The 24,125-nt window shown below is 69.5% G+C and carries 24 protein-coding genes, 1 tRNA gene and 1 other RNA gene; 15 read left to right on the top strand and 11 right to left on the bottom strand.

Translation table 11 applies throughout. The features are described from left to right. Window positions 1–47: 47 nt before the first annotated feature. From ACFYPH_RS00255 to ACFYPH_RS00230, 6 genes are all read right to left on the bottom strand, one after another. Window positions 48–1,007, bottom strand: a complete 960-nt coding sequence (locus ACFYPH_RS00255) for an ABC transporter permease (protein WP_354856549.1) — start codon at window positions 1,005–1,007, stop codon at window positions 48–50. A gap of 65 nt (window positions 1,008–1,072) precedes the next feature. Beyond that, window positions 1,073–2,080: an ABC transporter permease gene (locus tag ACFYPH_RS00250; RefSeq protein WP_354856450.1), complete on the bottom strand. Its 1,008-nt coding sequence runs from the start codon at window positions 2,078–2,080 to the stop codon at window positions 1,073–1,075. 98 nt (window positions 2,081–2,178) lie between these two features. After that, a complete protein-coding gene (locus tag ACFYPH_RS00245; protein ID WP_363937569.1) occupies window positions 2,179–3,852 on the bottom strand; it encodes an ABC transporter substrate-binding protein in 1,674 nt (557 codons plus the stop codon). Window positions 3,853–4,079: 227 nt separating this feature from the next. Continuing rightward, window positions 4,080–4,538: a hypothetical protein gene (locus tag ACFYPH_RS00240; RefSeq protein ID WP_387177821.1), complete on the bottom strand. Its 459-nt coding sequence runs from the start codon at window positions 4,536–4,538 to the stop codon at window positions 4,080–4,082. Window positions 4,539–4,626: 88 nt separating this feature from the next. Continuing rightward, a complete protein-coding gene (gene recR / locus ACFYPH_RS00235; RefSeq protein WP_355064849.1) occupies window positions 4,627–5,220 on the bottom strand; it encodes a recombination mediator RecR in 594 nt (197 codons plus the stop codon). An 8-nt stretch (window positions 5,221–5,228) separates the two neighbouring features. Continuing rightward, window positions 5,229–5,537: a YbaB/EbfC family nucleoid-associated protein gene (locus tag ACFYPH_RS00230; RefSeq protein ID WP_220090758.1), complete on the bottom strand. Its 309-nt coding sequence runs from the start codon at window positions 5,535–5,537 to the stop codon at window positions 5,229–5,231. Between the two features lie 274 nt (window positions 5,538–5,811). Here ACFYPH_RS00230 and ACFYPH_RS00225 point away from each other — a divergent pair, with 274 nt between their 5' ends. Continuing rightward, window positions 5,812–6,504, top strand: coding sequence for a DUF998 domain-containing protein (locus ACFYPH_RS00225; protein ID WP_387177818.1), 693 nt, complete (start codon window positions 5,812–5,814; stop codon window positions 6,502–6,504). A 16-nt stretch (window positions 6,505–6,520) separates the two neighbouring features. Here the strand turns inward: ACFYPH_RS00225 and ACFYPH_RS00220 are convergent, their stop codons facing one another. Together ACFYPH_RS00220 and ffs are read right to left on the bottom strand one after the other, a co-directional pair. Then, window positions 6,521–9,442, bottom strand: a complete 2,922-nt coding sequence (locus ACFYPH_RS00220) for a DNA polymerase III subunit gamma and tau (RefSeq protein WP_387177815.1) — start codon at window positions 9,440–9,442, stop codon at window positions 6,521–6,523. Between the two features lie 189 nt (window positions 9,443–9,631). After that, an RNA gene (gene ffs, locus ACFYPH_RS00215) (signal recognition particle sRNA small type) lies at window positions 9,632–9,721 on the bottom strand. Between the two features lie 82 nt (window positions 9,722–9,803). Here ffs and ACFYPH_RS00210 point away from each other — a divergent pair. Next, window positions 9,804–9,888: transfer RNA gene (locus ACFYPH_RS00210), tRNA-Ser, on the top strand. Window positions 9,889–9,965: 77 nt separating this feature from the next. Further along, window positions 9,966–10,802, top strand: a complete 837-nt coding sequence (locus ACFYPH_RS00205; protein ID WP_387177812.1) for a class I SAM-dependent methyltransferase — start codon at window positions 9,966–9,968, stop codon at window positions 10,800–10,802. 193 nt (window positions 10,803–10,995) lie between these two features. Here ACFYPH_RS00205 and ACFYPH_RS00200 read toward each other — a convergent pair whose 3' ends face one another. Next, window positions 10,996–11,238, bottom strand: coding sequence for a flavin reductase (locus ACFYPH_RS00200; protein ID WP_354856438.1), 243 nt, complete (start codon window positions 11,236–11,238; stop codon window positions 10,996–10,998). Window positions 11,239–11,434: 196 nt separating this feature from the next. On the opposite strand from ACFYPH_RS00200, the gene ACFYPH_RS00195 reads away from it, so the two are divergent. From ACFYPH_RS00195 to ACFYPH_RS00170, 6 genes are all read left to right on the top strand, one after another. Then, window positions 11,435–12,202: a helix-turn-helix transcriptional regulator gene (locus ACFYPH_RS00195; RefSeq protein WP_363937556.1), complete on the top strand. Its 768-nt coding sequence runs from the start codon at window positions 11,435–11,437 to the stop codon at window positions 12,200–12,202. After that, window positions 12,193–12,384, top strand: a complete 192-nt coding sequence (locus ACFYPH_RS00190) for a DUF397 domain-containing protein (RefSeq protein ID WP_387177809.1) — start codon at window positions 12,193–12,195, stop codon at window positions 12,382–12,384. Before ACFYPH_RS00195 ends, ACFYPH_RS00190 begins: the two co-directional genes overlap by 10 nt. Window positions 12,385–12,597: 213 nt before the next feature. Beyond that, a complete protein-coding gene (locus tag ACFYPH_RS00185; RefSeq protein WP_387177806.1) occupies window positions 12,598–13,152 on the top strand; it encodes a hypothetical protein in 555 nt (184 codons plus the stop codon). 93 nt (window positions 13,153–13,245) lie between these two features. Further along, entirely contained in the window at window positions 13,246–13,740 is a 495-nt protein-coding gene (locus ACFYPH_RS00180) for a hypothetical protein (RefSeq protein WP_355065027.1), read from the top strand. A gap of 158 nt (window positions 13,741–13,898) precedes the next feature. Then, window positions 13,899–16,328: a hypothetical protein gene (locus ACFYPH_RS00175; protein ID WP_387177803.1), complete on the top strand. Its 2,430-nt coding sequence runs from the start codon at window positions 13,899–13,901 to the stop codon at window positions 16,326–16,328. Continuing rightward, window positions 16,325–16,462 (top strand): hypothetical protein, encoded by a 138-nt coding sequence (locus tag ACFYPH_RS00170; protein ID WP_355064834.1) that lies wholly within the window; start codon window positions 16,325–16,327, stop codon window positions 16,460–16,462. Before ACFYPH_RS00175 ends, ACFYPH_RS00170 begins: the two co-directional genes overlap by 4 nt. 4 nt (window positions 16,463–16,466) lie before the next feature. On the opposite strand, the gene ACFYPH_RS00165 is transcribed toward ACFYPH_RS00170, so the two are convergent. Further along, window positions 16,467–17,099 carry a TetR/AcrR family transcriptional regulator gene (locus ACFYPH_RS00165; RefSeq protein WP_387177799.1) on the bottom strand — a complete coding sequence of 211 codons (633 nt, stop codon included), beginning with the start codon at window positions 17,097–17,099 and terminating at the stop codon, window positions 16,467–16,469. 131 nt (window positions 17,100–17,230) lie between these two features. On the opposite strand from ACFYPH_RS00165, the gene ACFYPH_RS00160 reads away from it, so the two are divergent. The 6 genes from ACFYPH_RS00160 to ACFYPH_RS00135 all read left to right on the top strand — a co-directional run bounded on the left by ACFYPH_RS00160 (window position 17,231) and on the right by ACFYPH_RS00135 (window position 23,072). Next, on the top strand, window positions 17,231–17,980 hold the full coding sequence (locus tag ACFYPH_RS00160) for an SDR family oxidoreductase (protein ID WP_387177796.1): 750 nt from the start codon (window positions 17,231–17,233) through the stop codon (window positions 17,978–17,980). Between the two features lie 874 nt (window positions 17,981–18,854). Next, a complete protein-coding gene (locus ACFYPH_RS00155) occupies window positions 18,855–19,712 on the top strand; it encodes an isocitrate lyase/PEP mutase family protein (RefSeq protein WP_387177793.1) in 858 nt (285 codons plus the stop codon). Window position 19,713: 1 nt separating this feature from the next. Continuing rightward, window positions 19,714–20,289, top strand: coding sequence for a histidine phosphatase family protein (locus tag ACFYPH_RS00150; protein WP_387177790.1), 576 nt, complete (start codon window positions 19,714–19,716; stop codon window positions 20,287–20,289). A 70-nt stretch (window positions 20,290–20,359) separates the two neighbouring features. Continuing rightward, window positions 20,360–21,415: a thiamine pyrophosphate-dependent enzyme gene (locus ACFYPH_RS00145; protein ID WP_387177787.1), complete on the top strand. Its 1,056-nt coding sequence runs from the start codon at window positions 20,360–20,362 to the stop codon at window positions 21,413–21,415. 21 nt (window positions 21,416–21,436) lie between these two features. Next, entirely contained in the window at window positions 21,437–22,291 is an 855-nt protein-coding gene (locus ACFYPH_RS00140) for a TauD/TfdA family dioxygenase (RefSeq protein WP_387177784.1), read from the top strand. A 4-nt stretch (window positions 22,292–22,295) separates the two neighbouring features. After that, window positions 22,296–23,072, top strand: coding sequence for a class I SAM-dependent methyltransferase (locus ACFYPH_RS00135; RefSeq protein ID WP_387177781.1), 777 nt, complete (start codon window positions 22,296–22,298; stop codon window positions 23,070–23,072). A gap of 6 nt (window positions 23,073–23,078) precedes the next feature. Here ACFYPH_RS00135 and ACFYPH_RS00130 read toward each other — a convergent pair whose 3' ends face one another. After that, complete coding sequence (locus ACFYPH_RS00130) at window positions 23,079–23,852, bottom strand: hypothetical protein (protein WP_387177779.1); 774 nt, start codon at window positions 23,850–23,852, stop codon at window positions 23,079–23,081. Window positions 23,853–24,125 lie beyond the last annotated feature (273 nt).

The raw sequence follows: 24,125 nt of genomic DNA, 5'->3' as shown, positions 1-24,125 counted from the left end.
TTCCTCTCGCCGGCTCACGCCGGCCGTGCTGATTGCGCGCACCGCGGTCACCGCCGGTTCTTCGGGTCGATCGCCTCGCGCATCGCCTCACCCAGCAGGGTGAAGCCGAGCGCGACCACGATGATCGCGAGCGCCGGGTAGTACGCCAGCTCCGGACGGACCTCGAAGTAGCGCTGACCGTCCACGCCGAGCATCAGGCCCCACTCGGCCCGGTTGATGTCCGGGTCGCCGAGGCCCAGGAACGAGAGCGCCGCGGCGTCCAGGATGGCCACCGCGAAGGTCAGGGTGGCCTGCACGATCACGGCGGTCAGTGAGTTGGGCAGCATGTGCCGCAGCACGATGTTGCGCTCCTTGACGCCGAGCGCGCGGGCGGCGAGCACGTGGTCGCTCTCCCGCTGGGCAAGCATCGAGCCGCGCAGCAGTCGGGCGAAGATCGGCACGTTGACGATGGCCACCGCGAAGATGACCGTCCACTGGCTCGATCGGCTGGCCATCGCGACCAGGGTGATCGCGAGCAGCAGGCTCGGCAGGGCCAGCATCACGTCGGTGAGTCGCATCAGGACGACGTCGACCCAACCGCCGAAGGCGCCGGCGACCGCGCCGATCAGCACACCGAGAGCCAGACCGATGAGGGTGGCGAGCACGCCCACGAACAGCGTCTGCCGCGCCCCGTAGATCATCCGGGTCAGGAAGTCCCGGCCGAGCGGGTCGGAGCCGAGCGGGAAGTCACCGCTGGCGCCCGGGATGCTGTCCACGGTGAGGTTCTTCGTGAGCTCCTCGAAGCGCTGCACCGGGTCGTGCGGCGCGATGAGCGGGGCGAAGATCGCTACCAGGACGAACAGTCCGACGATGCTGGCGCCGACGATGGCGACCGGGTTGCGCCGCAGCCGGCGCACGGCGTCGCGGACGAGGCTGATGCCGCCCCGGTCGGACGCGCTGGCGCGGGCCAACTCGTCCAGTCGTGCCTTCTTGCGGTCGCCGAGCACGCCGATGCTGCGTTCGCTCATGCCGGGGCGGGGCTTGTCGTCCCCGCTGCGGGGCGTCGGCGCTCCGGCCTGGGTGATGGGGTCACTCATCGCACACGCACCCTGGGGTCGATGAAGGCGTAGGAGAGGTCGACCAGCAGGTTGACCACCACGAAGACCAGCGCCGCGAGCAGGATGATCGCCTGGAGCACCGGGTAGTCCCGGCCGCCGCTGATCGAGTCAGTGATCAGCGTGCCGATGCCACCCCAGTTGTAGACCTTCTCGGTGAGCACCGCGCCGGAGAGGAGCGCGCCGGTCTGCAGGCCGATGGTGGTGACCACCGGGAGCAGCGCGTTGCGCAGGATGTGCCGGCCGCGGATGGTGCGGTGCCGCAGGCCCTTGGCCTCGGCGGTCCGCACGTAGTCCTCGTTGAGGACGTCGAGCACGCTGGCCCGGGTGATCCGCACGATCACCGCCAGCGGGATGGTGGCGAGCGTGATCGCCGGCAGGATCAGGTGCCACAGCGCGTCCGCGCTGGCGTCGAACTCCCGGGTGAGCAGGCCGTCGAGCACGAAGAAGCCGGTGACGTGGGTGTTGTCCAGACCCGTGGTGAGCCGTCCGGACGGCGGGAACCAGTGGATGTTCTGGGTGAAGACGTCCTTGAGCAGATAGCCCAGGAAGAAGATCGGGATGGAGATGCCGAGCAGGGTGCCGGCGATGGTGAGGTTGTCCAGCGATCGACCGCGCCAGCGAGCGGCGAGGTAGCCGAGCGGCACCCCGAGTCCGACCGCGATGATCATCGCGGCGAGGGCCAGTTCGATGGTGGCCGGGAAGGCGCGGCTGATGACCTCGGTGACCGGGTCACCGGTCCGGATCGAGTTGCCGAAGTCGCCGGTGACGACTCGCTGCATGAACTTGCCGTACTGCACCAGGATCGGCTGGTCGTAGCCGAGCGCCTTGGTCAGCAGCACGCGGCGCTCGGGCGTGGCCCGCTCGCCGAGCAGCGCCTCGACCGGGCCACCGGGCAGGTTCCGCAGCCAGATGAAGATCAGCGCCGACAGCGCTATGAGGGTCACCACCAGCTGCAACAGGCGGCGGACTATGACTCGCAACATCTCTCACACACCAGACTCTCGATGAATCGCGGATCGGCCCGGGCCGGGAGGAACCCCGGACCCGGGCCGATCACGCCTACGGCCTCAGCCGAGGGACGTCACTTGCTGACGCTGACCGTGTTGAATCGCTCGTCGGTCAACGGGCTGGCCACCATGCCCTTGACGTCCTTGGTGACGACGATGGCCGGCGGGGCGTGCCAGAGCGGCACGGCCGGCAGCCACTTGGCGGCGATATCCCGGTTGACCTGCTCCCAGGCCGCCTTCTTGCCGGCGTCGTCGACAGTGCCGTCGGCCTTGGTGATCGCGTCGAACATCTCGGTCATCGACTGGTCGCCGAACTCGACCTTGGCCCGGCCGAAGAACGTGCCGACGAAGTTGCCCGGGTCGTTGTAGTCACCGGTCCAGCCGAGGATGTGCAGGTCCTGCTTGCCGAACTGCTGCACGTCGTCCTTGAAGCCACCGTTCCACGGGCGAGGCACACCGTTGACCTTGATGCCCACGGCCTGGAGGTCGTTGGCGAGGACGGTGAAGATCTCCTGCGGGTTCGGCATGTACGGCCGGGAGACGTCCGGCGGGTAGTAGAAGTTCAGCGTCAGACCCTCGGCGCCGGCCTCCTTGAGGAGCTGCTTGGCCTTGTCCGGGTTGTACTCGTACTTCTGCACGTCCGGGGCGTAGCCGAGCACGGTGTCCGGCATGAACTCGTCGGCGACCTTGGCGCCACCCGGGCCCTTGGTCTGCACCAGCTGCTGGCGGTTGAGCGCGTAGGCGATCGCCTGGCGCACCCGCAGGTCCTTGAGCTTCGGGTTCTTCTGGTTGAGGCCCAGGTAGAGGACGTTGAACGCCGGGCGGTTGATGACCTGGAAGCCCTCGCCCTCCAGCGCCTTGCGGTCGGCCGGGGCCGGGAAGTCGATGCCCTGGACGGTGCCGGCGCGGAGCTCCTGCTTGCGGGTGCTCTCGTCCTTGATGACCTTGATGATCACCTTGTCGACCTTGGCCTTGTCACCCCAGTAGTCCGCGTTGCGGTTCAGGGTGATCTCGTTCTTGGCCTTGTCCCAGCCACCGAAGGTGAACGGGCCGGTGCCGACCGGGTTGGTGGTGGCGAACGCGCTGTACTCGAACGAGTCGCCGTTCTGCTTCACCGTGTTGGCGTCGTACTTCTTCAGCGCCTCAGGGCTGGCGATCGAGAGCGAGGTCAGCGCGAACGCGCCGGGGAACGCCCCCTTGTACTGGTTGAGGGTGACGACGGCGGTGCCGCCGTCCTTCGCCTCACACTTGTTGTAGATCGCCTTGCCGGCGTCCGGGCTCTCGTTGTTGGCGAAGCCCCCGAAGACGTCCATGTAGTAGATCATCTGGGACTGGGCGGCAGCGCCCTTCATGTTGTACCAACGGTCGAAGTTGAAGCAGACCGCCGCGGCGTCGAACGGGGTGCCGTCGTGGAACTTCACACCCTGGCGGAGCTTGAACGTCCAGACCTTGCCCTCGGGGTCGTGCTCCCAACTCTCGGCCAGGCCGCCCTGCAGCTCCGCGGTGCCCGGCTTGTGGCTCACCAGGGTGTCGAACATCTGCCGGACCGGCCGGAACGACTCACCGTCATCGTTGAAGATCGGATCGAAGTTCTTCGGGTCACCGGCACCCGCGAAGATGAAGGTGCCGCCAGTCTTGGCCTCGCCACTGCCACCGTCGCGCTCGCTCTTCGCGCAGCCGGCCGCGCCGACCGCCAGAGCGGCAACGGCCGCGATGGCCACAGCCGATTTAAGCCTTCTCGCCTGCATCTCTCACCTCTGTCATGCGCATGACCACGCCGAGCTGTGGCTCGGTCCGTGTGCGGGAGGCTATGACATGTAACACCGGAAGCGGAACGGCCGTCAGGCAATCGCTACCAAGCCGACACCTTGCGCGGACGTCTGACAGTCGACGGCACGGCGAATACATAGAGCGACACATAACCCGACGCCACGAAGCCGGCCGTCGACGCCGGGTGTCGACGACTCGGGGCGCGTCAGGAGGGCGACGGCCAGGCCACGGGTGGTGGGCAGTCGGCCAGCCGCTCGACGGCCGAACCCGCTGCAGCGGTACCCAGGTCGTGGAATGTCACGCGGTGACAGTCGGTCACGTGACCGACTCCGAATACCGCGCCATAAGGGGCGGAGCCGTACACGACCACCACGAGATCGGGCTCCCGGCGAATCTCCCGAACCTCGACCCGGGCACCTTCCGCGACCGCCGCCAAGCGGTCGTCGGTCGGCGTCGGGTCGCCGGTGACGACCACCGCGGCGCCGTACGCCTGGGCGTTTCGGGTCACGGCGGCTTCGGCCTCGACCTCCTCCGCGCGGGTGTCCGCGGCCGATCGGCGGCTCCCCACCTCGATCGCCACCAGGACGCCAGCGAAGGCCAGCGCCAGCACGGCCACCAGCACCGCCGGGGCCCAGGACCGCTGGTCCGGCCGCCGCGTCGCCACACGCCACCTCCCCCGGGTACGCCGGTGGGCCCGCGCTCGTCGCACGGACCCACTCAGTTGTAGCCCACCCCCGACAGTCTGTGGGGGGTCAGACGGCTCGGCGGCCCTCGAAGGCCCGGCCCAGGGTGATCTCGTCGGCGTACTCCAGATCGCCGCCGACGGGCAGCCCACTGGCCAGCCGGGTCACCGCGATCCCCATCGGCTTCACCATCAGCGCCAGATAGGTGGCGGTCGCCTCGCCCTCCGTGTTCGGATCGGTGGCCAGGATCAACTCCCGCACCGCACCACCACCGAGCCGGATCAGCAGCTCCCGGATGCGCAGATTGTCCGGGCCGATCCCCTCCAGCGGATTGATCGCGCCGCCGAGCACGTGGTAGCGACCGCGGAACTCACCGGTCCGCTCGATGGCCACCACGTCCTTGGGTTCCTCCACCACGCACAGCACCTCGTCGGTGCGGCGCTGATCGCGGCAGATCCGGCACTGCTCGGACTCGGCCACGTTGTAACAGGTCGTGCAGAAGCGCACCAGCTCCTTGACTTTGCGCAGCGCGCCGGCCAGCCGGTTGACGTCGGCCGGGTCGGCCGACAGGACGTGGAACGCGATCCGCTGGGCGCTCTTCGGGCCCACGCCCGGCAGTCGTCCCAGCTCGTCGATCAGATCCTGGATGGCGCCTTCGTACATCTGCCGGCTCAGAAACCGGGCAGGCCGAGGCCGCCCATGCCGCCGGCGACCGGACCCATCTTGCGCTCGGTCAACTCGCGCGCGGCCTCGGCGGCGTTGTGCACGGCCGCGACCACCAGGTCTTCGAGGGTCTCCACGTCGTCCGGGTCGACGGCCTTCGGGTCGATCTTGATGGCCTTCAGGTCACCGGAGCCGGAGACGGTCGCGGTGACCAGCCCTCCGCCGGCCGTGCCGGTCAGCTCGGCCTCGGCCAGCTCGGCCTGGGCGGCGGCGATCTGCTGCTGCATCTTCTGCGCCTGCTTCAGCATCTGCTGCATGTTCGGCTGTCCACCTGGGCGCACGGATGGCTCCTTCTCGCACTCGTCTGCTCGGCCGCCGACCAGCCTAACCGCTGGGACCGACCCCGCCCCGCCCGGTGCGTCCGCCCACGCCGGGCCATGCCGGCTCCTCCACGCGGACCGGGGATGACCCGGTTCACAGCCGTCGACGAGCCGCCCGCCCGAACGACCTGCGAGGTATGGCTGGCACCACCCCGAACCGGCCATCTGGGGGTAGTGCCTCGGCACCCACCGCGCTGGTCTGCTCGACAGCATGAACCTCAACCCCGCGGGCCGGGTCGGCGCACTGTGCTGGGTGATCGCCGCACCGGTCTTCCTCGTCGCCAGCCTCGTCGCCGGCCTGCGCTGGCGCGAGCCGGCCTACAGCTGGGCCAGCCACAACATCAGCGACCTCGGCAACGTCCACTGCGGCATCTGGGACACCACCCGACCGCGGTACGTCTGCTCCCCCTGGCACCCGTTGATGAACGCCGCGACACTGGCCACGGCCGTGCTGCTCGCCGCCGGGCTCCTGCTGACCTGGCGGTTGCTGGGTCGCGGCGCGGTGGTGCGCTCCGCGCAGACGCTGCTGTTGCTGGCGGCCGGCGGGTACGCCCTGGCGGCCCGCTACCCGGCCGACGTCGACGAGAACCTGCACGTCCTCGGCGCATTCCTGATCATGGGACTGGGCAACGTCGGGCTGCTCCTCGCCGGCTTCGCGCCGCACACCACGGTGCTCGGCCGGTGGCGAGCGCTCACCCTTGCCGCCGGGCTGACCGCGCTGGCGGGGACCGTGCTGTTCTTCGCCCAGCAGGGCTTCGGGATCGGAGTGGGCGGTATGGAACGCGTAGCAGTGCTGCCCTTCCCCGTGTGGGCCTGCTGCCTGGGCGCCCTGCTCGCCGAAACCCCGCCCGGCCCCGTCGCTCAGGAGGCCGCGGTGTCGGCCGAGAGCCACACCACTTCGTGATCGACGGGGCAGGGCGTCAGCGGGCGTCCACCTCGTCGATCTTCTCGGCGCCGAAGGTCTCCCGGAGCAGCCGTACCGCCTGCTCCTCGCTCGACTCCCGGGCGGTCTTCTCGTCGATGACCTCGTCCAACGGTTCGTCGCCCGGGTCGAACCCCTCGTAGGTCGGTACCGCCGCCGGTGCCGCGCCACCCGGGCGCCTCCCGCGCTGCGGGCCGTCGAAGTCCGGGTCGTAAGGCGGTTCGCCCGCCCATTCGGCGTCCGCGACGGGCCGGGCCGCCGATGCGGTACGCGCGCCGCGCCCCGCCGCCGCCGCTCGTGCGGCGGCGATGGCGCTGCTCACCGGTGCGCCACCGGCTGCCGCCGGCTGCCGGGCCGCCGGCGTCGGGTTGGCCGCCCGTGCGTCCGGCTGACCGGTCACGGCGCCGGAGCCGCCGGAGCCGCCACCGTTCGCCCCCGGGCCGGCACCGTTCGATCTGGTGTGGGCCGCGTCGGCGCCGTTCACGCCTGTCGACACGGGTGCGGAGGAGCCGCCCGAGGCGGAGTCGCGGTCGTCCACGGCGGTACCGCCCGGCCGGGCGGCCTCCGGCCAGTCGTCGTCATCCGTCGCCTGGGCGGCGGCGGGAGCATTGCCACCGGGGCGCGCAGCCTCCGGCCAGTCGTCCTCGTCGTCAGGTGTCGCAGCCGCCGGGGTGTTCGTCGAGCCAGCCGCGGCGGCCGTGTTCGTCGAGGCCGGAGACACGTTGGGCGGTGTGTTCGTGGGGGCAGGTCGGACATCCGCCGGTGCAGGCGGCGCGGCGGCAGCGGCCGGCGCGGCAACCGGGGCCGACGTCGGCGCAACCGCGGTCGGCGCGGCCTGGGTCGGCGCGGTCGGCTGCGCGGCAGAGGTCGGAGCGGTCGGGGTCGGCGCGAACGGCTGGGCGGCAGCGGCCGGCGCGGACGGCTGCGCGGCAGCGGTCGGAGCGGCCGAGGTCGGCGCGGTCGGTGCCGGCGCGGCAGCGGTCGGGCGGGGCGGCGCGGCCGGCTGGGAGCGCGGTGGGCCGGACAGCGACACGCCACCCCGCTCGCCGGCCACCTCGCAGCGGATCTGCCAGCGTCCGCCCAGCTCCTCGTAGAGCGCGTCGGTGAGCACCGCCGAGTGGTCGGCCATCATCTTGGCCAGCACGGTGGACTTCACCGTCAGCACCAGCATGTCGCCGTCGAGTTCCCGCACCACCGCGTCACGCATGAGGGCGGCGATCCGCTTGTTGGTCCGGTTGACCTTGCCGACCACGTCGGGCCAGGCCCGGCGAACGGCTACCGCGTCCAGTGCGGCGGCCGGCGCGCCGGGGCGAGGCGGCACGGGTGTCGCCGGGTCGGGCAGCACGGCCGACGGCGGCACCACGCGACGCGGAGCAGGCGAGCGGGTGCCCGTTCCGGCGGGCGAGACGGGTGCGGCGGCCGGGTCAGCGGAGGTCGACGCGGCGACGGCCGACGCACCGGGCGAGGCCGGAATCGGTGAGTCGGCCCTCGATGGCGCGTGCGCGGCCGGTACGCCGGGAACGCGAGCGCCCGAGCCCGCAGCACCCGAACCCACAACGCCCGAGCCCGCAGTGTCTGCGGCCCGCGCGCCGGGGGTCGGGGACGCGGTCGGGTCGACGTCCCACGGCGGTGCTGAGGTCGGGGCATTGGCGGGTGCCGGGGTGGCGGCAGCCGGGACCGGAGGGGCGTGCTGTGGGCGTACCCCTTGCTGGGCTGCTGACGCGGAACCGGCGGCGGCCGACGGCGCGTCGGTGCCGCCCAGGGTGAGCCGGCGTTCCATCCGTTCGAGGCGCTGGAGGAGGCCGCCGGCGGAGTCGTCCACGCCGGGCAGCAGCATCCGGGCGCAGATCAGCTCCAGCAGCAGGCGGGGCGCGGTGGTGCCGCGCATCTCCACCAGGCCGTCGTGCACGATGTCGGCGCAGCGGGAGAGCGTGGCCGGGCCGAGCTGGGACGCCTGGGCGGCCATCCGCTCGATCTGGTCGGCGGGGCCGTCGATGAGGCCCTTCGCGGCGGCGTCCGGCACCTGCTGGATCACGATCAGGTCGCGCAGCCGTTCCAGCAGGTCGGAGGCGAACCGGCGCGGGTCGTGCCCGGCCTCGGCGACCCGGTCGACGGTGGCGTACGCGGCGGCGCCGTCACCGGCGGCCAGCGCGTCGCACATCTCGTCGATCAACGCGGCGTCGGTGACCCCGAGCAGCGCGGCGGCGCGGGCGTAGCTGACGCCCTCCGGGCCGGCGCCGGCGATGAGTTGGTCGAGCACGGAGAGGCTGTCCCGGGCGCTGCCGCCACCGGCGCGAACCACCAGCGGGAAGACCGCCGGCTCGACGGCGACGCCCTCGGCCTGAGTGAGCTGCTCCAGGTACGGGCGGAGGATCTTCGGCGGGATCAGCCGGAACGGGTAGTGGTGGGTCCGCGACCGGATCGTGCCGAGGACCTTCTCCGGCTCGGTGGTGGCGAAGATGAACTTGACGTACTCCGGGGGCTCCTCGACGAGCTTGAGCAGGGCGTTGAAGCCCTGGGTCGAGACCATGTGCGCCTCGTCGATCACGTAGATCTTGAAGCGGCTGCTGGCTGGCGCGAAGAACGCGCGCTCGCGCAGCTCACGGGCGTCGTCGACACCACCGTGGCTGGCCGCGTCGATCTCGATCACGTCGATGGAGCCGGCGCCGTCGATGGCGAGCGAGCGGCACGACTCACACTTGCCGCACGGCTCGGGGGTGGGGCCCTGCTCGCAGTTGAGCGAGCGGGCCAGGATCCGGGCGCTGGACGTCTTGCCGCAGCCACGGGGGCCGGAGAAGAGGTAGGCGTGGTTGAGCCGGCCGCTGCGCAACGCCTGCGACAACGGCTCGGTGACGTGCTCCTGCCCGATGACCTCGGCGAAGGTACGTGGCCGGTACTTGCGGTAGAGCGCCAGCGTCACTCGTCCCGCCTCCTCTCGACCGAGCCATTCTGCGCCGGTCGGGCGCGGGTGACCACCCACCCCGCCGGGCAGCTTGGGTTACCCCGGGTTGCCGCGCTTGATCGACTCCATCTCGGCGACGTGGCGGTATCCACGGCCCAGAACAGCCCCACATCGGCGACCTGGAGTGGATCAAGGCCCCGGAGACAAAAAGGCCTCCCGTGCACCCGGCAGAGCTCGCTTATCCTTGCTGCCTTCCGGCCCTGGGGAGGTTCACGAGATACCGCCGCACGGGAGGTGACGCCAACCCTACCCGACGGCTCGTCGATCTTCAGGGGGTGGTGGGGTGGCCCGGCCGGCAAGGGCCTGTATCCTGGCTCGCGGAGGATTCGCCTAGAGGCCTAGGGCGCACGCTTGGAAAGCGTGTTGGGTTTACACCCTCACGAGTTCGAATCTCGTATCCTCCGCTCGCCTGAGCAGCAGAAACGCCCAGCAGACCGATAACAGGTCGGCTGGGCGTTCTTGCTGTGGTGTCATCGACGCCATGGCCGAGACCGCGTGGGAGTGGGACGAGACGTTGTACGCGGGCAGCGCGCACCACTACAGCGTGGGCCGGCTGCCCTATCCGCCCGAACTCGTCGACGCCATCCGTACGGCGCTCGACCTGGATGGCACCGGTCGCCTCCTGGACGTCGGGTGTGGCCCCGGGTCGTTGACGCTGCTGCTGGCGCCGCTGTTCGAGGCGGCGGTGGGGGTCGACCCCGACCGGGACATGCTCGCCGAGGCGCAGCGCAGAGCCGCCGAGTCGGGGGCCACCGCCGTCGAGTGGCGGCACCTGCGCGCCGAGGCTCTGCCGGCCGACCTGGGTACGTTCCGGGTGGCCACGTTCGCCCAGTCGTTCCACTGGATGGACCGGCCGCTGGTGGCCCGGCGGGTCCGCGACATGCTCACGCCCGACGGGGCCTGGGTCCACGTCAGCGCCACCACGCACCAGGGCGTGACCGGGGACGACCCGCTGCCGTACCCCCGCCCGCCCTGGTCGCAGATCAACGACCTGGTCGCGCGCTACCTGGGGCCGGTGCGCCGGGCCGGTCAGGGGTCGCTGCCCGCCGGCACCCCCAGCGGCGAGGGCGAGATCATGCTCGCGGCGGGCTTCACCGGCCCCACCCGGGTCACTGTCGAACAGGGGATGGTCGTGGAACGCCCGGTGGACGAGATCGTCTCGGCGGTGTTCTCGCTGTCCAGTTCGGCACCGCACCTGTTCGGCGATCGGCGGCCCGCGTTCGAGGCCGACCTGCGCGAGCTGTTGACGGCGACGGCGCGGGACGGCCGCTTCGCCGAGCGACGACGCGACATCGACATCGTGATCTGGCGACCCTGACCGGCGGAGCGAGCTTTGCGGCCGCGTCTTCGAGGGCTGGCGCGGCTGGCCCGCGCGCCGAAACGACGAGATCTTGGACAGTTTCCGTTCGGAGCTAACGGAAATTGTCCAAGATCTGGAGCCAGACCGCCCGCCGGACCTCCCGTCGGCGGGCCGGCAGAGGTCCACGGCGGCGCGTACCGTGCCCAGACTCTCACCCCCGGGCGCGAGTCCAGGAGAAGAAGCGCTCGGTGAGCCGGGCCGGGTCGACGTCCCGGAGGTGTTCACCGGCCTCGGCCTGGAGCGTCGCCAGGTAGATGGTCAACGCCAGCCGGTCCTGCCGGTACTCCCCGAGCAGTCGCAGTTTCGCTGGCGAGCAGGGCCAGGCGATGCCGCACGCCTGACATCGCCAGGTGGGTCGGATCGGCAGGTGGTTCCGGTGGCGACGGCGGGGCAAGAGTCAGCCTCCTTCGCTGGTGGAGGGAGTCACCCCGCCTCCGCGTCGGGGCGACCCCGGACTGACGCCGACCGCCGGGTTGCTGCGCCTCCACCGGCCACGCCGTCTTCTGCAACCACCCTCGGGCGCGTCACCGGGCAGATACAGGGCGTAGCTATATGGTTCTCAGATATTCGAGACATCCGATGGAGGGGCCGTGAACGACGCGCTGCGGGTGGCACTGAACGACACCGGGCACACCACCGAATCGCTCGCCGAGACCGTCGGCGTCGACCCGAAGACCGTGGCGCGCTGGCTGACCGAGGGCCGCATCCCGCATCCTCGGCACCGGTTCGCGGCAGCGGAAGCCCTCCACAAGGACGTGTCGGACATCTGGCCGGACACTTCAAGACGTCGTGACCCCATCTGGTTTCGTCCGTGGCAGGAGATCGAGCGCGAGGCGGTGTCGCTGCGCTCATTCGAGTCAACCGTCCTGCCGGGCCTGCTCCAGACCGAGGCGTACGCCCGCGCGGTCCTCGGCGGCGCGGGCCTGATCCCCCGCGGCGAGATCGAGCGGCACCTCACCGTGCGGCTCAACCGGCAGGGCGTGCTGAAGCGGGACGACCCGCCGCAGTTCACGGCCGTCATCGACGAGGCGATCCTCCGCCGGCCGGTGGGCGGCCGGGCGACCATGCGCGAGCAGCTGCTGGCCGTGGTCGCCGCCTGCGCGGAGCCGCACATCCGGGTGCACGTGGTGCCCAGCGCGGTCGGCGCGTACGCCGGCCTCAACGGGCCGTTCGTGATCGCCCACAGCCACGACCATCGGGTCGCCGGCTACCTGGACAACCAGCTTCAGGGACAAGTCGCTAGCGACCCCGACGACATCGCGGCCATGATGGCGGCATGGGAAAACGTGCGCGGCGAGGCGCTGTCGCACTGGCAGTCGGTCGATCTGATGACGGAAGTGGCGGAGACATGGAGCTGAACGGCGCCCGGTGGCGCAAGAGCAGCCGCAGCAGCGGCAACGGTGGCAACTGTGTCGAGGTCGCCGACAACCTGCCCGGCGTGGTCCGCGTACGGGATTCCAAGGACCCGAGCGGCCCGGCGCTCGCCTTCGCGCCGACGGCCTGGCGCGCGTTCGTCACCCAGGTCGCCCGCCGCGCCTGACACCCGCGAGGGCTCACCGCCGCAGATCTTGGACAGTTTCCGTTCCGCGCGAACGGAAACTGTCCAAGATCTGCGCGGCCGTCGCGGTGCCGCCGGGACGGGTCTGAGCGCTTCGGATCACCGGCAGCACCGGTACCGTTCCAGGGACCGGCGGCACCCGGAGAACCGTCGTACACATGTTCTATCCACAGGCTGTGGACGGCGGAGGGTTCGATGGGTTACCAGCTCAGCGCGGTGGTCGCGGACGTGGACCTGCTCCGCGAGCAGACCGCCGAGCTGGATCACGCGGTCCTCGGCGAGCTGCGGCAGGATTTCGCGCTGTTGCCGATCACGCCGCAGTTGGTGGTGGAGTTGACCGGTTCGCTGCCGGATTACGCGACCGACGACCGCAGCGCCGCGCACCCGTTCGAACTGGTGCTGTCGCCGGCGCTGGCCGACCTGCTGGCCCGCTGGTCACGGTCGGGGCCGGTGGCGTACGTGGAGGCCGAGTTCGGCGGTGGCGTCGGCCACCAGTCGGCGGCGGTGTGGCTGGGCGGCACCCTGTCCTGGGGTCCAAGCTTCGACGACGTCCTCGACGCGCCGCGCGAAAAGTGGCCGATCAACGCGGCGCTGGTTCAGCTCGGCGTCGAGCGGGGCGCGTGGATCGACCCGTTCGCCGAGGTGGGGTTGCATCTGGAGCGCAACACCGACGGCTGGCTGGCGCACGGCCGGCGGCGACTCAGCGCCGACTACTGGGACGAGCTGGTCGAACAGTGGGAAAACCAGTAATCCGGCGCTGGCCAGCAACCTGAGCGGCCCCGTCCCGTTGGGGGACTGGGGGATTCCATGAAATTGCGACAATTAGCGTTTATTGCCATGCTGCTGACTGCTGCCTCGATCGCGGGCAGCGGGACGCCACCGCCCGGCCCGATGCCACCGCACCGGCCCGCCGGCAACGTCGAGATCATCGACCTGAACGGCCTGCGCAACATCGAGTTTGGCGACACCGAGGCCGAGCTGACCCGCCGGGGCGTCCTGCGTACCGACCAGGACGCCTGCGGGCCCGTGCTCACCGGCCACGACACGGTCAGCCCGGTCTTCATCGAGGACAGACTGGTGCTGCTGTGGGTCGGTGACCCGATGCGCACACCGGAGGGCATCACCGCCGGCTCGCCGATCGACGAGGTCTGGGCCCGCTACCCGTCCGTCACGCGGCTGCCCGCTCCACAGGGGACGCACCGACTCGACGGACTGCTCGCCCGCAGCGGCGACCGCGCGTACCTGTTCCTGCACGACGGGCGCACGGTCCGAAAAACCATCGCCGGGTACGCCGACTGGGCCCGCCGCCTCTTCGACGAGGGCGCGGCCCCCTGCTGAACGACCCGCCCCGTCCGACCCGACAAGCCGATTGTCCGCGATCGACCATCGTGAAACTATCCCCTCGCTCGCGCAGATCGCGCGACACAACACGGGGGGACATCGTGCGTACAAACGCGTCCGATCCATGGTGGAGACACCTCGCAAGGTGGGCCGCCGTGGCGGCCCTGAGCCTCACGGGGGCGGGCCTGCTGGCCGGCCCCGCCACCGCCGCCCCGACGGCCCAGCCGTCGCCGCGACCGACACTGACGACCGAGCAACCGCCCGCCGTCACCGCACCCTCGAAGCCAGCACCCACGACTCCCGCCCCCGGCCGGGCCACCGCGGGTCCGACGACTGTCGTTGGCCTCTCGGCCGCCTGCGGCGGCCATCTCCCGCTGGGCCAGGTCAAGAACTGCGCGTCGATCGCCGGCGCCGCACGGCAGAAGTGGACGATCACCTCGACGGTTGACCAGGACACCCTGTTCATCCGGCTCCGCGAGGTCTCCGGTGACGGTGTCGGCGCACAGGTCAAGGGCGGCGATGGCATCACCATCTGCTACGTCGGTCCGTACCTCACCGAGTGCAAGCTCGGCGCTGCCGGCACCTACACGGTCACGGTGACGCTCGACTACGGGACCGGCAAGGGCGCCTATTCGCTGTCGGCCGAGTCGATGCGGACCCCGTCCACCTGCGTCAGCCTGCCCGCGAGCTTCTTCTCCTTCGCCTCCGCCGGTCGCAGCGGCACGCTGCCCGCCGGCCTTGCCGCCCGCTGCTTCACGTTCAAGCAGCCCACCGGCACGGTCCTGCACCTCGCCGACCCGGGCGGCGCCGAGGACATCCAGGGCAACATCCTGGACGCCCAGTTCCAGCCGGTCTGCTCGGTGCGCTACCCCACCGAGTGCACCCTCCGCGAGGCCGGACCGTACCGGCTGTTCCTGGAGGAGACCTACGGCAACAAGGCCCCCTACACCCTCAAGATGCCCCGGATCTCGCAGTCGGTCGGCTGCCCGGCGCTGCCGCTGACCGCGTTCGGAGACCCGGGCGCGGCGGTCGGGACCGGCACCGTGCCACCGAACCAGGGGATCGGCTGCCAGTCGCTGCGGGTCACCACTCCGGGCCGACTGATCGTCCGCTTGGACCAGTACGCGAACCAGTACCTCGACTGGCGGCTGTACGACGACGCCGGACAGGTGGTGTGCACGGAGTACGACTCCTCGCGGTCCTGCGCGGTACCGGCAGCCGGCGCCTACACGCTGGTGGCGCAGAACTGGAACTGGGAGCCGGTCACCTATCGGGTGGCGGCAGCCCGCCTCGACCAGACCGAAGGTTGCGCCGCCCCCACCGGACTCAACTGGGACCAGCCGGCCCTGACGGTGCACCAGACCTCGGCGGTGCAGACCAACTGCCAGCCGTTCCACGGCGAGGCCGGTGAGCGGGTCATGGTCTACCGGGCCCCGGACCGGTACAACGACGTCTCCTCCTCGATCGTCGACGAGCAGGGTGCGGTGCTGTGTACCGACTGGTCGGAGCAGGACGGGTGCGTACTGCCCTCCACCGGCACCTACCGCGTCGTCTCCTACCTGGCGAACTGGGACGCCGACAGCGTGGACCTCACGTACAAGGTCCAGGTCCGTCGACTCTCCGACGCGGTCGGTTGCCCGACCATCACCCCGGGCACGTACAACTCGGCACCGGCCGGCGCCCTCGGCGGCATCCGCTGCCGGACCCTGGACCTTCCCAGCGCCGGGGTGTACCGGGTCACGGCGGTGGACGCGGTGAACTACCGGTCGTACGCCACCGTCTACGACTCCGCCGGAATCAAGGTCTGCACCGACACCTGGTGCGAGGTCCCCGCGGCGGGGAAGTACACGATGGTCCTCAGCGGGGGCGTAACCGGCACGGTGATCGACACTGACTTCCGCTACGCCGTCGCGCTGCTGCCGTGGAAGCCGTCGGATTGCACGCCGGTGTCCGACACCGGCTGGCAGGACGCCCCGCACCGGGGCGGGTTCGACGCCGCTGGGCAGCACAACTGCCTCCAGCTGCCCAGTCCGGCGGGGGCCCACATCGCCGAGCTGCTGGCCGGGGACGTGACGGCCGCGACCTCACCGGAGATCAGCGTGCTGAACGCCGCCGGCGAGCAGGTGTGCGACTACTCCTCGCTGCGTCAGTACAGCTGTGAGCTGACCGGCGAGGCGCCCTTCTCCGTGCTGCTCACCGCGGATGAGGGATCCCCCACCAGCTCGTACGCCGTGGGCTTCGCCCGGACCGACGGGCCGCCGGCCTGCCCGGTCCTGCCGGGGGACGCGGCCGGCGCAACGGTGAACACCGGAGCGGACCACTTCGCGGTCTGTTACACAGTACCGGCCGACCAGCGCGCCAGCCGGGAGAGCTTCACGTGGACGCGTACCGCCGGCTCCGGTGACGCCCGCATGTCGGTCTTCGACAGCCAGGGCATCCGGTACTGCGGCCCCGGCAGCTCGGCCGTCGAACGGACGATCACCTGCACCCTGCCCGCCGGTCCGGTGACGGTGATCCTGGAGACGGATGCCGTCGATGCCTCGTACCGCTTGACCCACCGGGACGGCACCGCCCCAACTGCGTGACGGGCGGCGGGCCGGCCCTCCACCACATTGGAGGGCTGGCCCGCCGGTCGGCAATCGACCTCAACGTCGACAGCCTCTTCGAGTTCGGGCTGCAACGGCTCCTCGACGGGGTGGCGGTGCTCGTCCGACCGTGACCGTTCAGGCCGGGTTGTCCGCGGATGCGGGGGGCCGCGCCCCGGACACGGCGGCGAAGCCGGCGAGCGCGATCTCCGCCGTCTGACGCAGGTCCTCCCGCGCGACCCCGGCGGCGGCGTGTATCGCCTGCCCCTCGGTGACGCTCATGACGAAGCGGGCGAGCGCGGCCGGATCGGCGTCGGCGGGTAGGTCGCCTTCGGCCACGGCGCGGGTGAACCGGTCGGCGAGAGCCAGCTCACCGGCCAGGCGGCTGCTGGCGAGGAACCCGGCGACCGCGGCATTCTCGCCGGAGCAGGCCGTGCCGCCCTGGATCGACAGGCAGCCGGCCGGCCGGTCGGGCCGGGTCACGGCGAGCACGTTCTCGCGCAGCAGAGTGGCGACGACCTCGTACGCGGTGGGTTGGGCGAAAGCGTTCCGCGCGTACTCCATGTCCTGTTCGGCGTAGCGGGCCACCGCCTTGCGGAACAACTCCTCCTTGCTGCCGAAGGCGGCGTAGAGGCTGGGCTTGTTGATGCCCATGGCGGCGGTGAGGTCGGTCATCGAGGCACCCTCGTACCCCTGGCGCCAGAACACCTCAAGCGCGCGCTCCAGCGCCTCGTCGACGTCGAAACCGCGGGGACGTCCTCGTACGGGCACCGGCCACCACCTCCGGCGCCCATCCTACCCACCAACGCAACCGATCGGTACAGAAATTTGCGGAGCAGGTCAGGACGTTGCTACGGTCGTATCCGTACCGCTCGGTACACAATTTGCGAAGGAGATCGATCGTGGGACAGCTCGACGGCAAGACCGCTCTCGTCACCGGCGGCACCACGGGCATCGGCCTGGCCACCGCCCGCCGCTTCGCGGCCGAAGGTGCCTACGTCTTCGTCACCGGTCGCCGCAAGGGCCCGCTGGACGAGGCGGTGGCCAGCATCGGCGCCAACGCGACAGGCATCGTCAGCGACGTCGGCAACCTCGACGACCTGGACCGGGTGATGCGGGCGATCGAGGAGCGCGGCGCGGGGCTGGACGTGGTGTTCGCCAACGCCGGCAGCGGCGAGTTCCGCCCGCTCGACTCGATCACGGTCGAGCACGTCGCCAACACCTTCGACACCAACGTCTACGGCACCATCTTCACCGTGCAGAAGGCCCTGCCCCTGCTCAACGAGGGCGCCTCGGTCGTGCTGACCGGCTCGACCTCGGCGGTCAGCGGCATTCCGGCGTTCAGCGTCTACGCCGCCTCCAAGGCCGCCATCCGCTCGTTCGGCCGCACCTGGGCCGCCGAGCTGATGGACCGGAAGATCCGGGTCAACACCCTCATTCCCGGCTCCACCGAGACTCCCGGGCTCGCGGGCCTGGCACCCAGCGCCGCGGAGTCACCCGCCCTGCTCGAGACCATCGCGTCCACCGTGCCCATGGGCCGGCTGGCCCACCCGGACGAGATCGCAAACGCGGCGCTCTTCCTCGCGTCCGACCAGAGCAGCTTCATGACCGGCAGCGAGCTGTTCGTCGACGGCGGCGAAACGCAGCTCTGAGGCAAAAACGCCCGGACGATCCGCAAGGATCGACCGGGCGTTCTCGTCCAGACCCGCTGGGTGCTACGCGAGGTCGGCCCGGCGATGCTGGTGGCGCACTCCTACGGCGGAGTGGTCGCGACCGAGGCCGCCGACGTCGGCGAGGTCGCCATCTGGTGTACGTCAGCTTCGCCAGTTCGGCCGCAGCAGCAACCTCTAACGCCCCGACCCCGTTGGAGACTGGGGGATCGCATGAAGTTGCGACAATTCGGCTCTATTGCCGCAGTGCCGACTGCCGCTTCCGTCGCCGGGCGCCGCGTCCGTTCACAAGGGCCAGGCATGGCGGCCCGGCCGGTCGGCGCCGCCGAGGTGGTCACGGCGACCGCGCGTACCTGTTCCTGCCCCACGGTGTCACCGTCCGAAAGACCATCGCCGGGTACGCGGACTGGGCCCGCGGCTTCTTCGACGAGCGCTAGGGCACCTGCTGACGGGACCAGGGATGCCTCCTTGCGAATTCAATGGAGGGGTTGGCCTGCCGATCCTGGCAGGCCAACCAACGCATCGATTTGCATCATCCACGAATACTGGCAGAGCCGGTTCCGGCGACGCTCGACAAGCACTGAGATCGTCGGCAGTATCACAGGATGAGGGGTTGCGGACGGGACCGGACGAAGACGACCGGTGCCGCCGGAGCCGATCGGGTTCACCACATTGGCCAGGAGGAAACGCTCGCGGAATAGGTGGGCCTTCGACAGCACCAGCGGAACTGCTCGCAGGCAGCGACCCCAGGCCACCATGCCGAGCAGCGATCAGGCGAACGATCGTGCTCCGTTCCGCATACCGGCCAACCACCGAGACCAACCTGCCCAAGGACTCTAGTCGGAGGAGCCGCAGCGTGACGGTACGTCGAGAGAGGCCCGCAAGACGTCTTTCCGACCTGCTGACAGAGGACAAAATCGCGATTGTCGCCGGTGCTCACGACGCCCTCTCGGCCCGGCTGGCCGAGCACAGGGGCTTCGACGCCAGCTGGGTGAGCAGCTTCGGCGTCACGAATGCACTCGGCCTCGTGGACGAGGGTGTCATCACTCTCAATGAGATGCTGGATGCCGCCTGGCGCATCAAGCGCTCCACCTCCCACCCGGTCATCGTGGACTGCGACACCGGCTATGGAGACGTGATCAACGTGCGGCGGCTGGCCCGGGAGGCGGTGGACCGGGGCATCGATGCGATATGCCTCGAGGATCAGACCTTCCCCAAGAGGAACACGTTCCTGGATGGCGAACACCAGCTCGACGATGTCCATCGCTTCTGTTCGAAGATCACGGCCGCCGCCGGATCTCGGACCGCTGGTGACTGCTTGGTGGTAGCTCGCACCGAAGCGCTCTCTCAAGGGTTCTCCGTGGACCACGCACTCGAGCGAGCGAACGCCTACGTCGAGGCAGGCGCCGACGCGATCATCATCCAGCACCGCTCCAGTGGCATGCACGCGCTGGAGGCGTTCGCCCACGGCTGGCGCGGGAGGGCACCCCTCGGGGTGCTGGCCACCTCCATTCGCCAGGCAGGCTTCGAGGAGATGAGACGCGCCGGCTTCGCTTTTGCCATCTACGCCAATCAAGGGCTGCGTGCTGCGGTCAGAGCCATGGACGACACGTACCAGTCCATCCTCGGCGCTGGCGGGCGTCAACCGGCGGACCTGGCACTCGCCTCGATGGAGGAGGTCCTGAAGTTGCAGTCGGAATCGGGATGGAATTGAGATGGAGCTTCTCCTCCTGCGCCACGGTGAGACGGAATGGAATCTCACGGGCCGGATGCAGGGACTGAGCGACACCCGTCTGACCCAGGCCGGCATCGACCAGGCTCGCCAGGCGCTCACCTCCCTTCCCACCTTCTCGCAGGTATGGACCAGCCCGCTGCAACGGGCCCGCCTGACCGCCGAGGCGATCGCGGATTCGCAGGGCATCCCGTGCCGGATCGACGATCGGCTGATCGAACGAAGCTGGGGGGCCTGGGAAGGCATGCTGCCGGAGGACGTCGACCAGAAGTGGCCGGGTTGGCGGGAAGCGGGGCGGAAGCCGGACGGATACGAACATGACGAATCTGTCTTCCGCCGCTTCCTGGAGTGGCGCGACGCGGTCGCCCACGACGCTTCGGCGGCGCCTCTTGTAGCCGTGACCCACGGCGGTCTCATGAGCGCGGTGGTCCGCGTTCTCGGCGGCTCGGACAGCGGGTACAAGAATCTTGAGGGCGTGTGGATAGGCGATGTCGAGAAGAGACCATTCATCCGACGCCACGAGGAGTTCATTCCGAACGCACGGAAGCTGACTCGATAAGGGACGGGTGAGCGTGGAAGCGGCAGGCGCAGCCAAACGAATCAGAGGGACCTTCGGCCTGGTCGTCGGTGTGCCGGACTCTTCTCTGGCGTTCCTGGGTCCGATCTGGCAGCGACCGGGCGACGACGCGTCGGTGTGCACCAACGAGGGCTCCGCCGTGGCGCTGGCCGCCGGTTGGGCGCTCGGCAGCGGCAAATGCGCCCTGGTCTGCATGCAGAACTCGGGACTGATGAACGCCTTGAACCCCCTCACCTCGCTGACGCATACCTCCGTCCAGTCGGTCCCCCTGGTTCTCCTCATCGGAGTGCGGGGGTGGGCCGGCGACGAGCCTCAACATGAGGTGGTGGGCCGCGTTACGACGAGCCTGCTCCGCGCGGCAGAAATCCCGTTCCGCACGACCTGCGCGTCCGACCTGTCGGACGTCGTCTCCACGCTGGGCCTGGCCCACCAGCAGGCGGTCGCCAGCAACACGGTGACCGCGGTCCTGGTCGAGGTTGGTGCCGCGCCTCCGCCCACACCTCCGGCCACGGGGGGCCGCGCACTGGAGGAATGGACCAGTCGCGACGCCATACGACTGGTCTTGGACGCTGCCCCGTCCGGAAGCATCGTCGTCGGCTCCACCGGCTTCAACAGCAGACTCGTGCACGAGTACCGCAGGGACCACCCCGGCCGGTTCGAAGAGTTCGTGTACTGCGTCGGTGCCATGGGTCACGCGTGCTCCGTCGCTCAGGGTCTGGCAGTGGCCCGCCCGGACGCGCCAGTCATCTGCGTCGACGGCGACGGCTCGGCCCTGATGCATCTGGGAGCGGCGCTCCTGCCCGCTGCGCTCACCGTCCCGAACTACCGGCACGTGATCGTCAACAACGGCAGCCACGAGTCGGTCGGTGGCGGCGACACGCTCGGATCTCGCTTCAGCTTCTCGGCCATCGGGCACGACCTCGGCTGGCCTACTGGAGTGTTCCGTGGCCCGACCACGCCTGATGTCTTCACCGCGCTGGCCCGACTGCTGAGCGCGTCCGGCCCGGTGCTGGTCGAGATGCTCACGCGTCCCGCAGGCGTCGGGCCACCTGCTCGGCCTCGGCCGCCGTTCGTGCACACGAGGAAGAGGTCCCATCGGTCCCGGTAGGACTCCGAGGAGGTATGAGTCGTGGATTTCTCCCCGTACCGGGTGTTCGTTGATCCCGGCGACGCGGCGCGCCTGGAGCGACAGCCGAGCGGGACATGGCGCCGGCACGTCAGCCGGATGGTTGACGCTTGCGGCATCGGTGAGGTACTCACCACGCACGGCATCGCAGTGTTGTCCGGGCTCGACGATCTCTCCGGCCCGCAGTTGCGAGTCGTCTTCGCCCTGATCTGCGAGGCGCTCGGGACATTAATCCCACAAACCGTCGACTCCTCGGTGCAGTTGCTGAGAGAGGTGACGTACCGGGGGAACGACTTGTCGGATCGCACGCTTCGCTACTCCGACAGCCGGGCCGGCGGGAGCTTCCATACCGACGGCGTACCCGTTCCCGGCGAGGTGCCGGATCTCATCGCACTTCTCTGCCTGCATCAGGCCGCGGTCGGCGGTGAACTCGTCTTCATAGACTCGCAGGAGATCTTGCGGCTGGCTTCGGCACAGATGCCGGACATCCTCGACGTCCTGGGTAACCAGTTCCACTTCGACCAGCGGCGCAAGGACGAACCCAGTGCCACGATCGTACGGCGGGTCGTCGAGCGCTCGGGGGCCGACGACCGGACGCACCACCTAACATATCTGCGGGACTACATCGAGTCCGGGCATGCGATTCCGGGGGTGCGGCCGCTGACTCCGGCCGAGACTCGGGCCATGGACCTCCTCGACGCCGTGATGGCGAGCGAGGCTCTACACATCGAGGGGCGGCTTCTCCGGGGGCAGATCGTGATCAGCGACAACCGTCGTTACCTGCACGGGCGTCATGCATTCGTCGACGCCTCCGAGGGCGCGGGAAGACTGATGCTGCGAGCCTGGATCCGGCGATGATCAGATGAGTAAGTACATCGACTTCGACGATCCTCACAATCGGAACACCTACGTCGGGCGGTCCGCAGACCCCGCCTGGTCGGTGCTCTTCGCGCGACTCATGCGCCCGGAGGGTCGGTTGGTCGCCGACCTGGGGTGCGGCGGTGGCATCTACACCAAGGCGATCGCGGGCATGGCGCCGGAGCTGGTCGTCGGGATGGACTCATCGCAGTTGTCATTGGAGTCGGCCCGGAGCTACTGCCAGGGAGTCGACGGCGTGTCACTTCTGCTGACCGACGCGGAGGCCGTGGGCACGGAGAACGACGTCTTCGATGGAGTCGTCGAGAGAGCTCTCATCCACCACTTCACGACCTTGCACCGCAACTTCCGTGAGGCCCGCCGCATCCTGAAACCCGCCGGCCTGCTCTGGGTCCAGGACCGCACGGTGGACGACGTCCTCCTACCGCCTTCGGCGGAACACATCCGTGGCTACTACCTCGCCTTCGATGAACGCCTGAGAGCGACCGAGATCGAGCGCCGGCGACGAGAGCCTGATGTCACCTCCGCTCTCCTGGAGGCAGGATTCCGGCTTGTCGACAGCAGCAAGGTACGTGAGCTGCGCAAAGTGTTCCGCGAACCGGGCGAGTTGTACGAAGAGATCGTGCAGCGGCGCGGCCGGTCCCTGCTCCACGCGCTCGACGACCGGCGCATCCGTCAACTAGCCGACTACGTCGTCGAACGGATTCCTCGTTGGCCGGCGGTCGAACGGGACACCTGGACGGTCTGGATCGCCGAGAAGTAGCCGCTGTCACGGCCCGTCGAGGTAAGTGTTCTGCTTGAGGGCCGCATCCCAGAGGATCTTGATCTGCGACGCGTACTGCGTGTAGGTGGGGTTGCCGGGTCGCACCACGTACGAAACCGTCGCCTGGTCGGCCTCGTTCTCGTGCAGGTAGTGCTGCACGCGTATGAGGGAATTCTCCGACAACCGGTTCACGTCGATCGCGATGAAGGCCATGGGCATGATGCGGTCCGACACGGCGAACTGAATATTTCCGCTGTCACGCAAACGAATGTAGAGATCCTTGAAGAGGTTCGCCTGATTCAGGTACCGCTGCTGACTGTGGCGTTTGGAGTCCGAGTACCTCATCCGCCGAAACCCCTCGAGGATGTCGACGTCGCCCACGTTGAGCACCAGGAAGCGCACCTGCACACGTCTGCTCAGCCCGGCGAACAGATCCTTCGCGGCCACGAAGCCGGTCAACGTCGTACCACTGATGAAGACGTCGTGACGCGCCGAAGCCACAGCGGCTCTCCAATCGAAGGTGTGGCGTTCGACGAACTCGACGCCTATTCCCCGGTGGGCGAGCGTCCTCGCAATTTCCTCGGTACTCCTGGTCAGCACTTTCCAGCGACTGCTGAAGAGAATGAAGAAGTCAATGACGATCATCGCCAGGAGCGCTTCGATGAAAGTGAGGTGCAGATTTCGTTGATTGAGCACCTCGGTGACGACCACCGCAGTCAGCGCGAATATCGCCTGAAGCGTGATGAATGCCGCGTCCAAGAACCTCAGAAGCCTCTTCATCGCCACTCCCCGAAACGGCCGAGTCGATGGAGTTCAAGTGTGCGATGCCGTCCGGACACCGAAGTTCATAGAGTTACCACAGTTAATGTGATGATCGCAACCAGTAGGGATTTCGTCTCTTTTGCAGAGCCTCACGCAGGCCTTGGCGGCGGAGAACAAGCAGCGGGGGGGGGGGGGGGGGCGCCCCCCCCCCCCCGCGGGGGCCCCCCCCCCCGGGGGGGGGGGGTGGTTTAACTAGGGGGGCTTCGGCGCAAAAAACCCCAAACCCACACG

The sequence above is a fragment of the Micromonospora sp. NPDC005252 genome, assembly GCF_042872475.1.
GTDB lineage: Bacteria > Actinomycetota > Actinomycetes > Mycobacteriales > Micromonosporaceae > Micromonospora.
The sequence above is the reverse complement of the archived record's forward strand: the minus strand, read 5'-3'. Positions and strand labels throughout refer to the sequence as shown.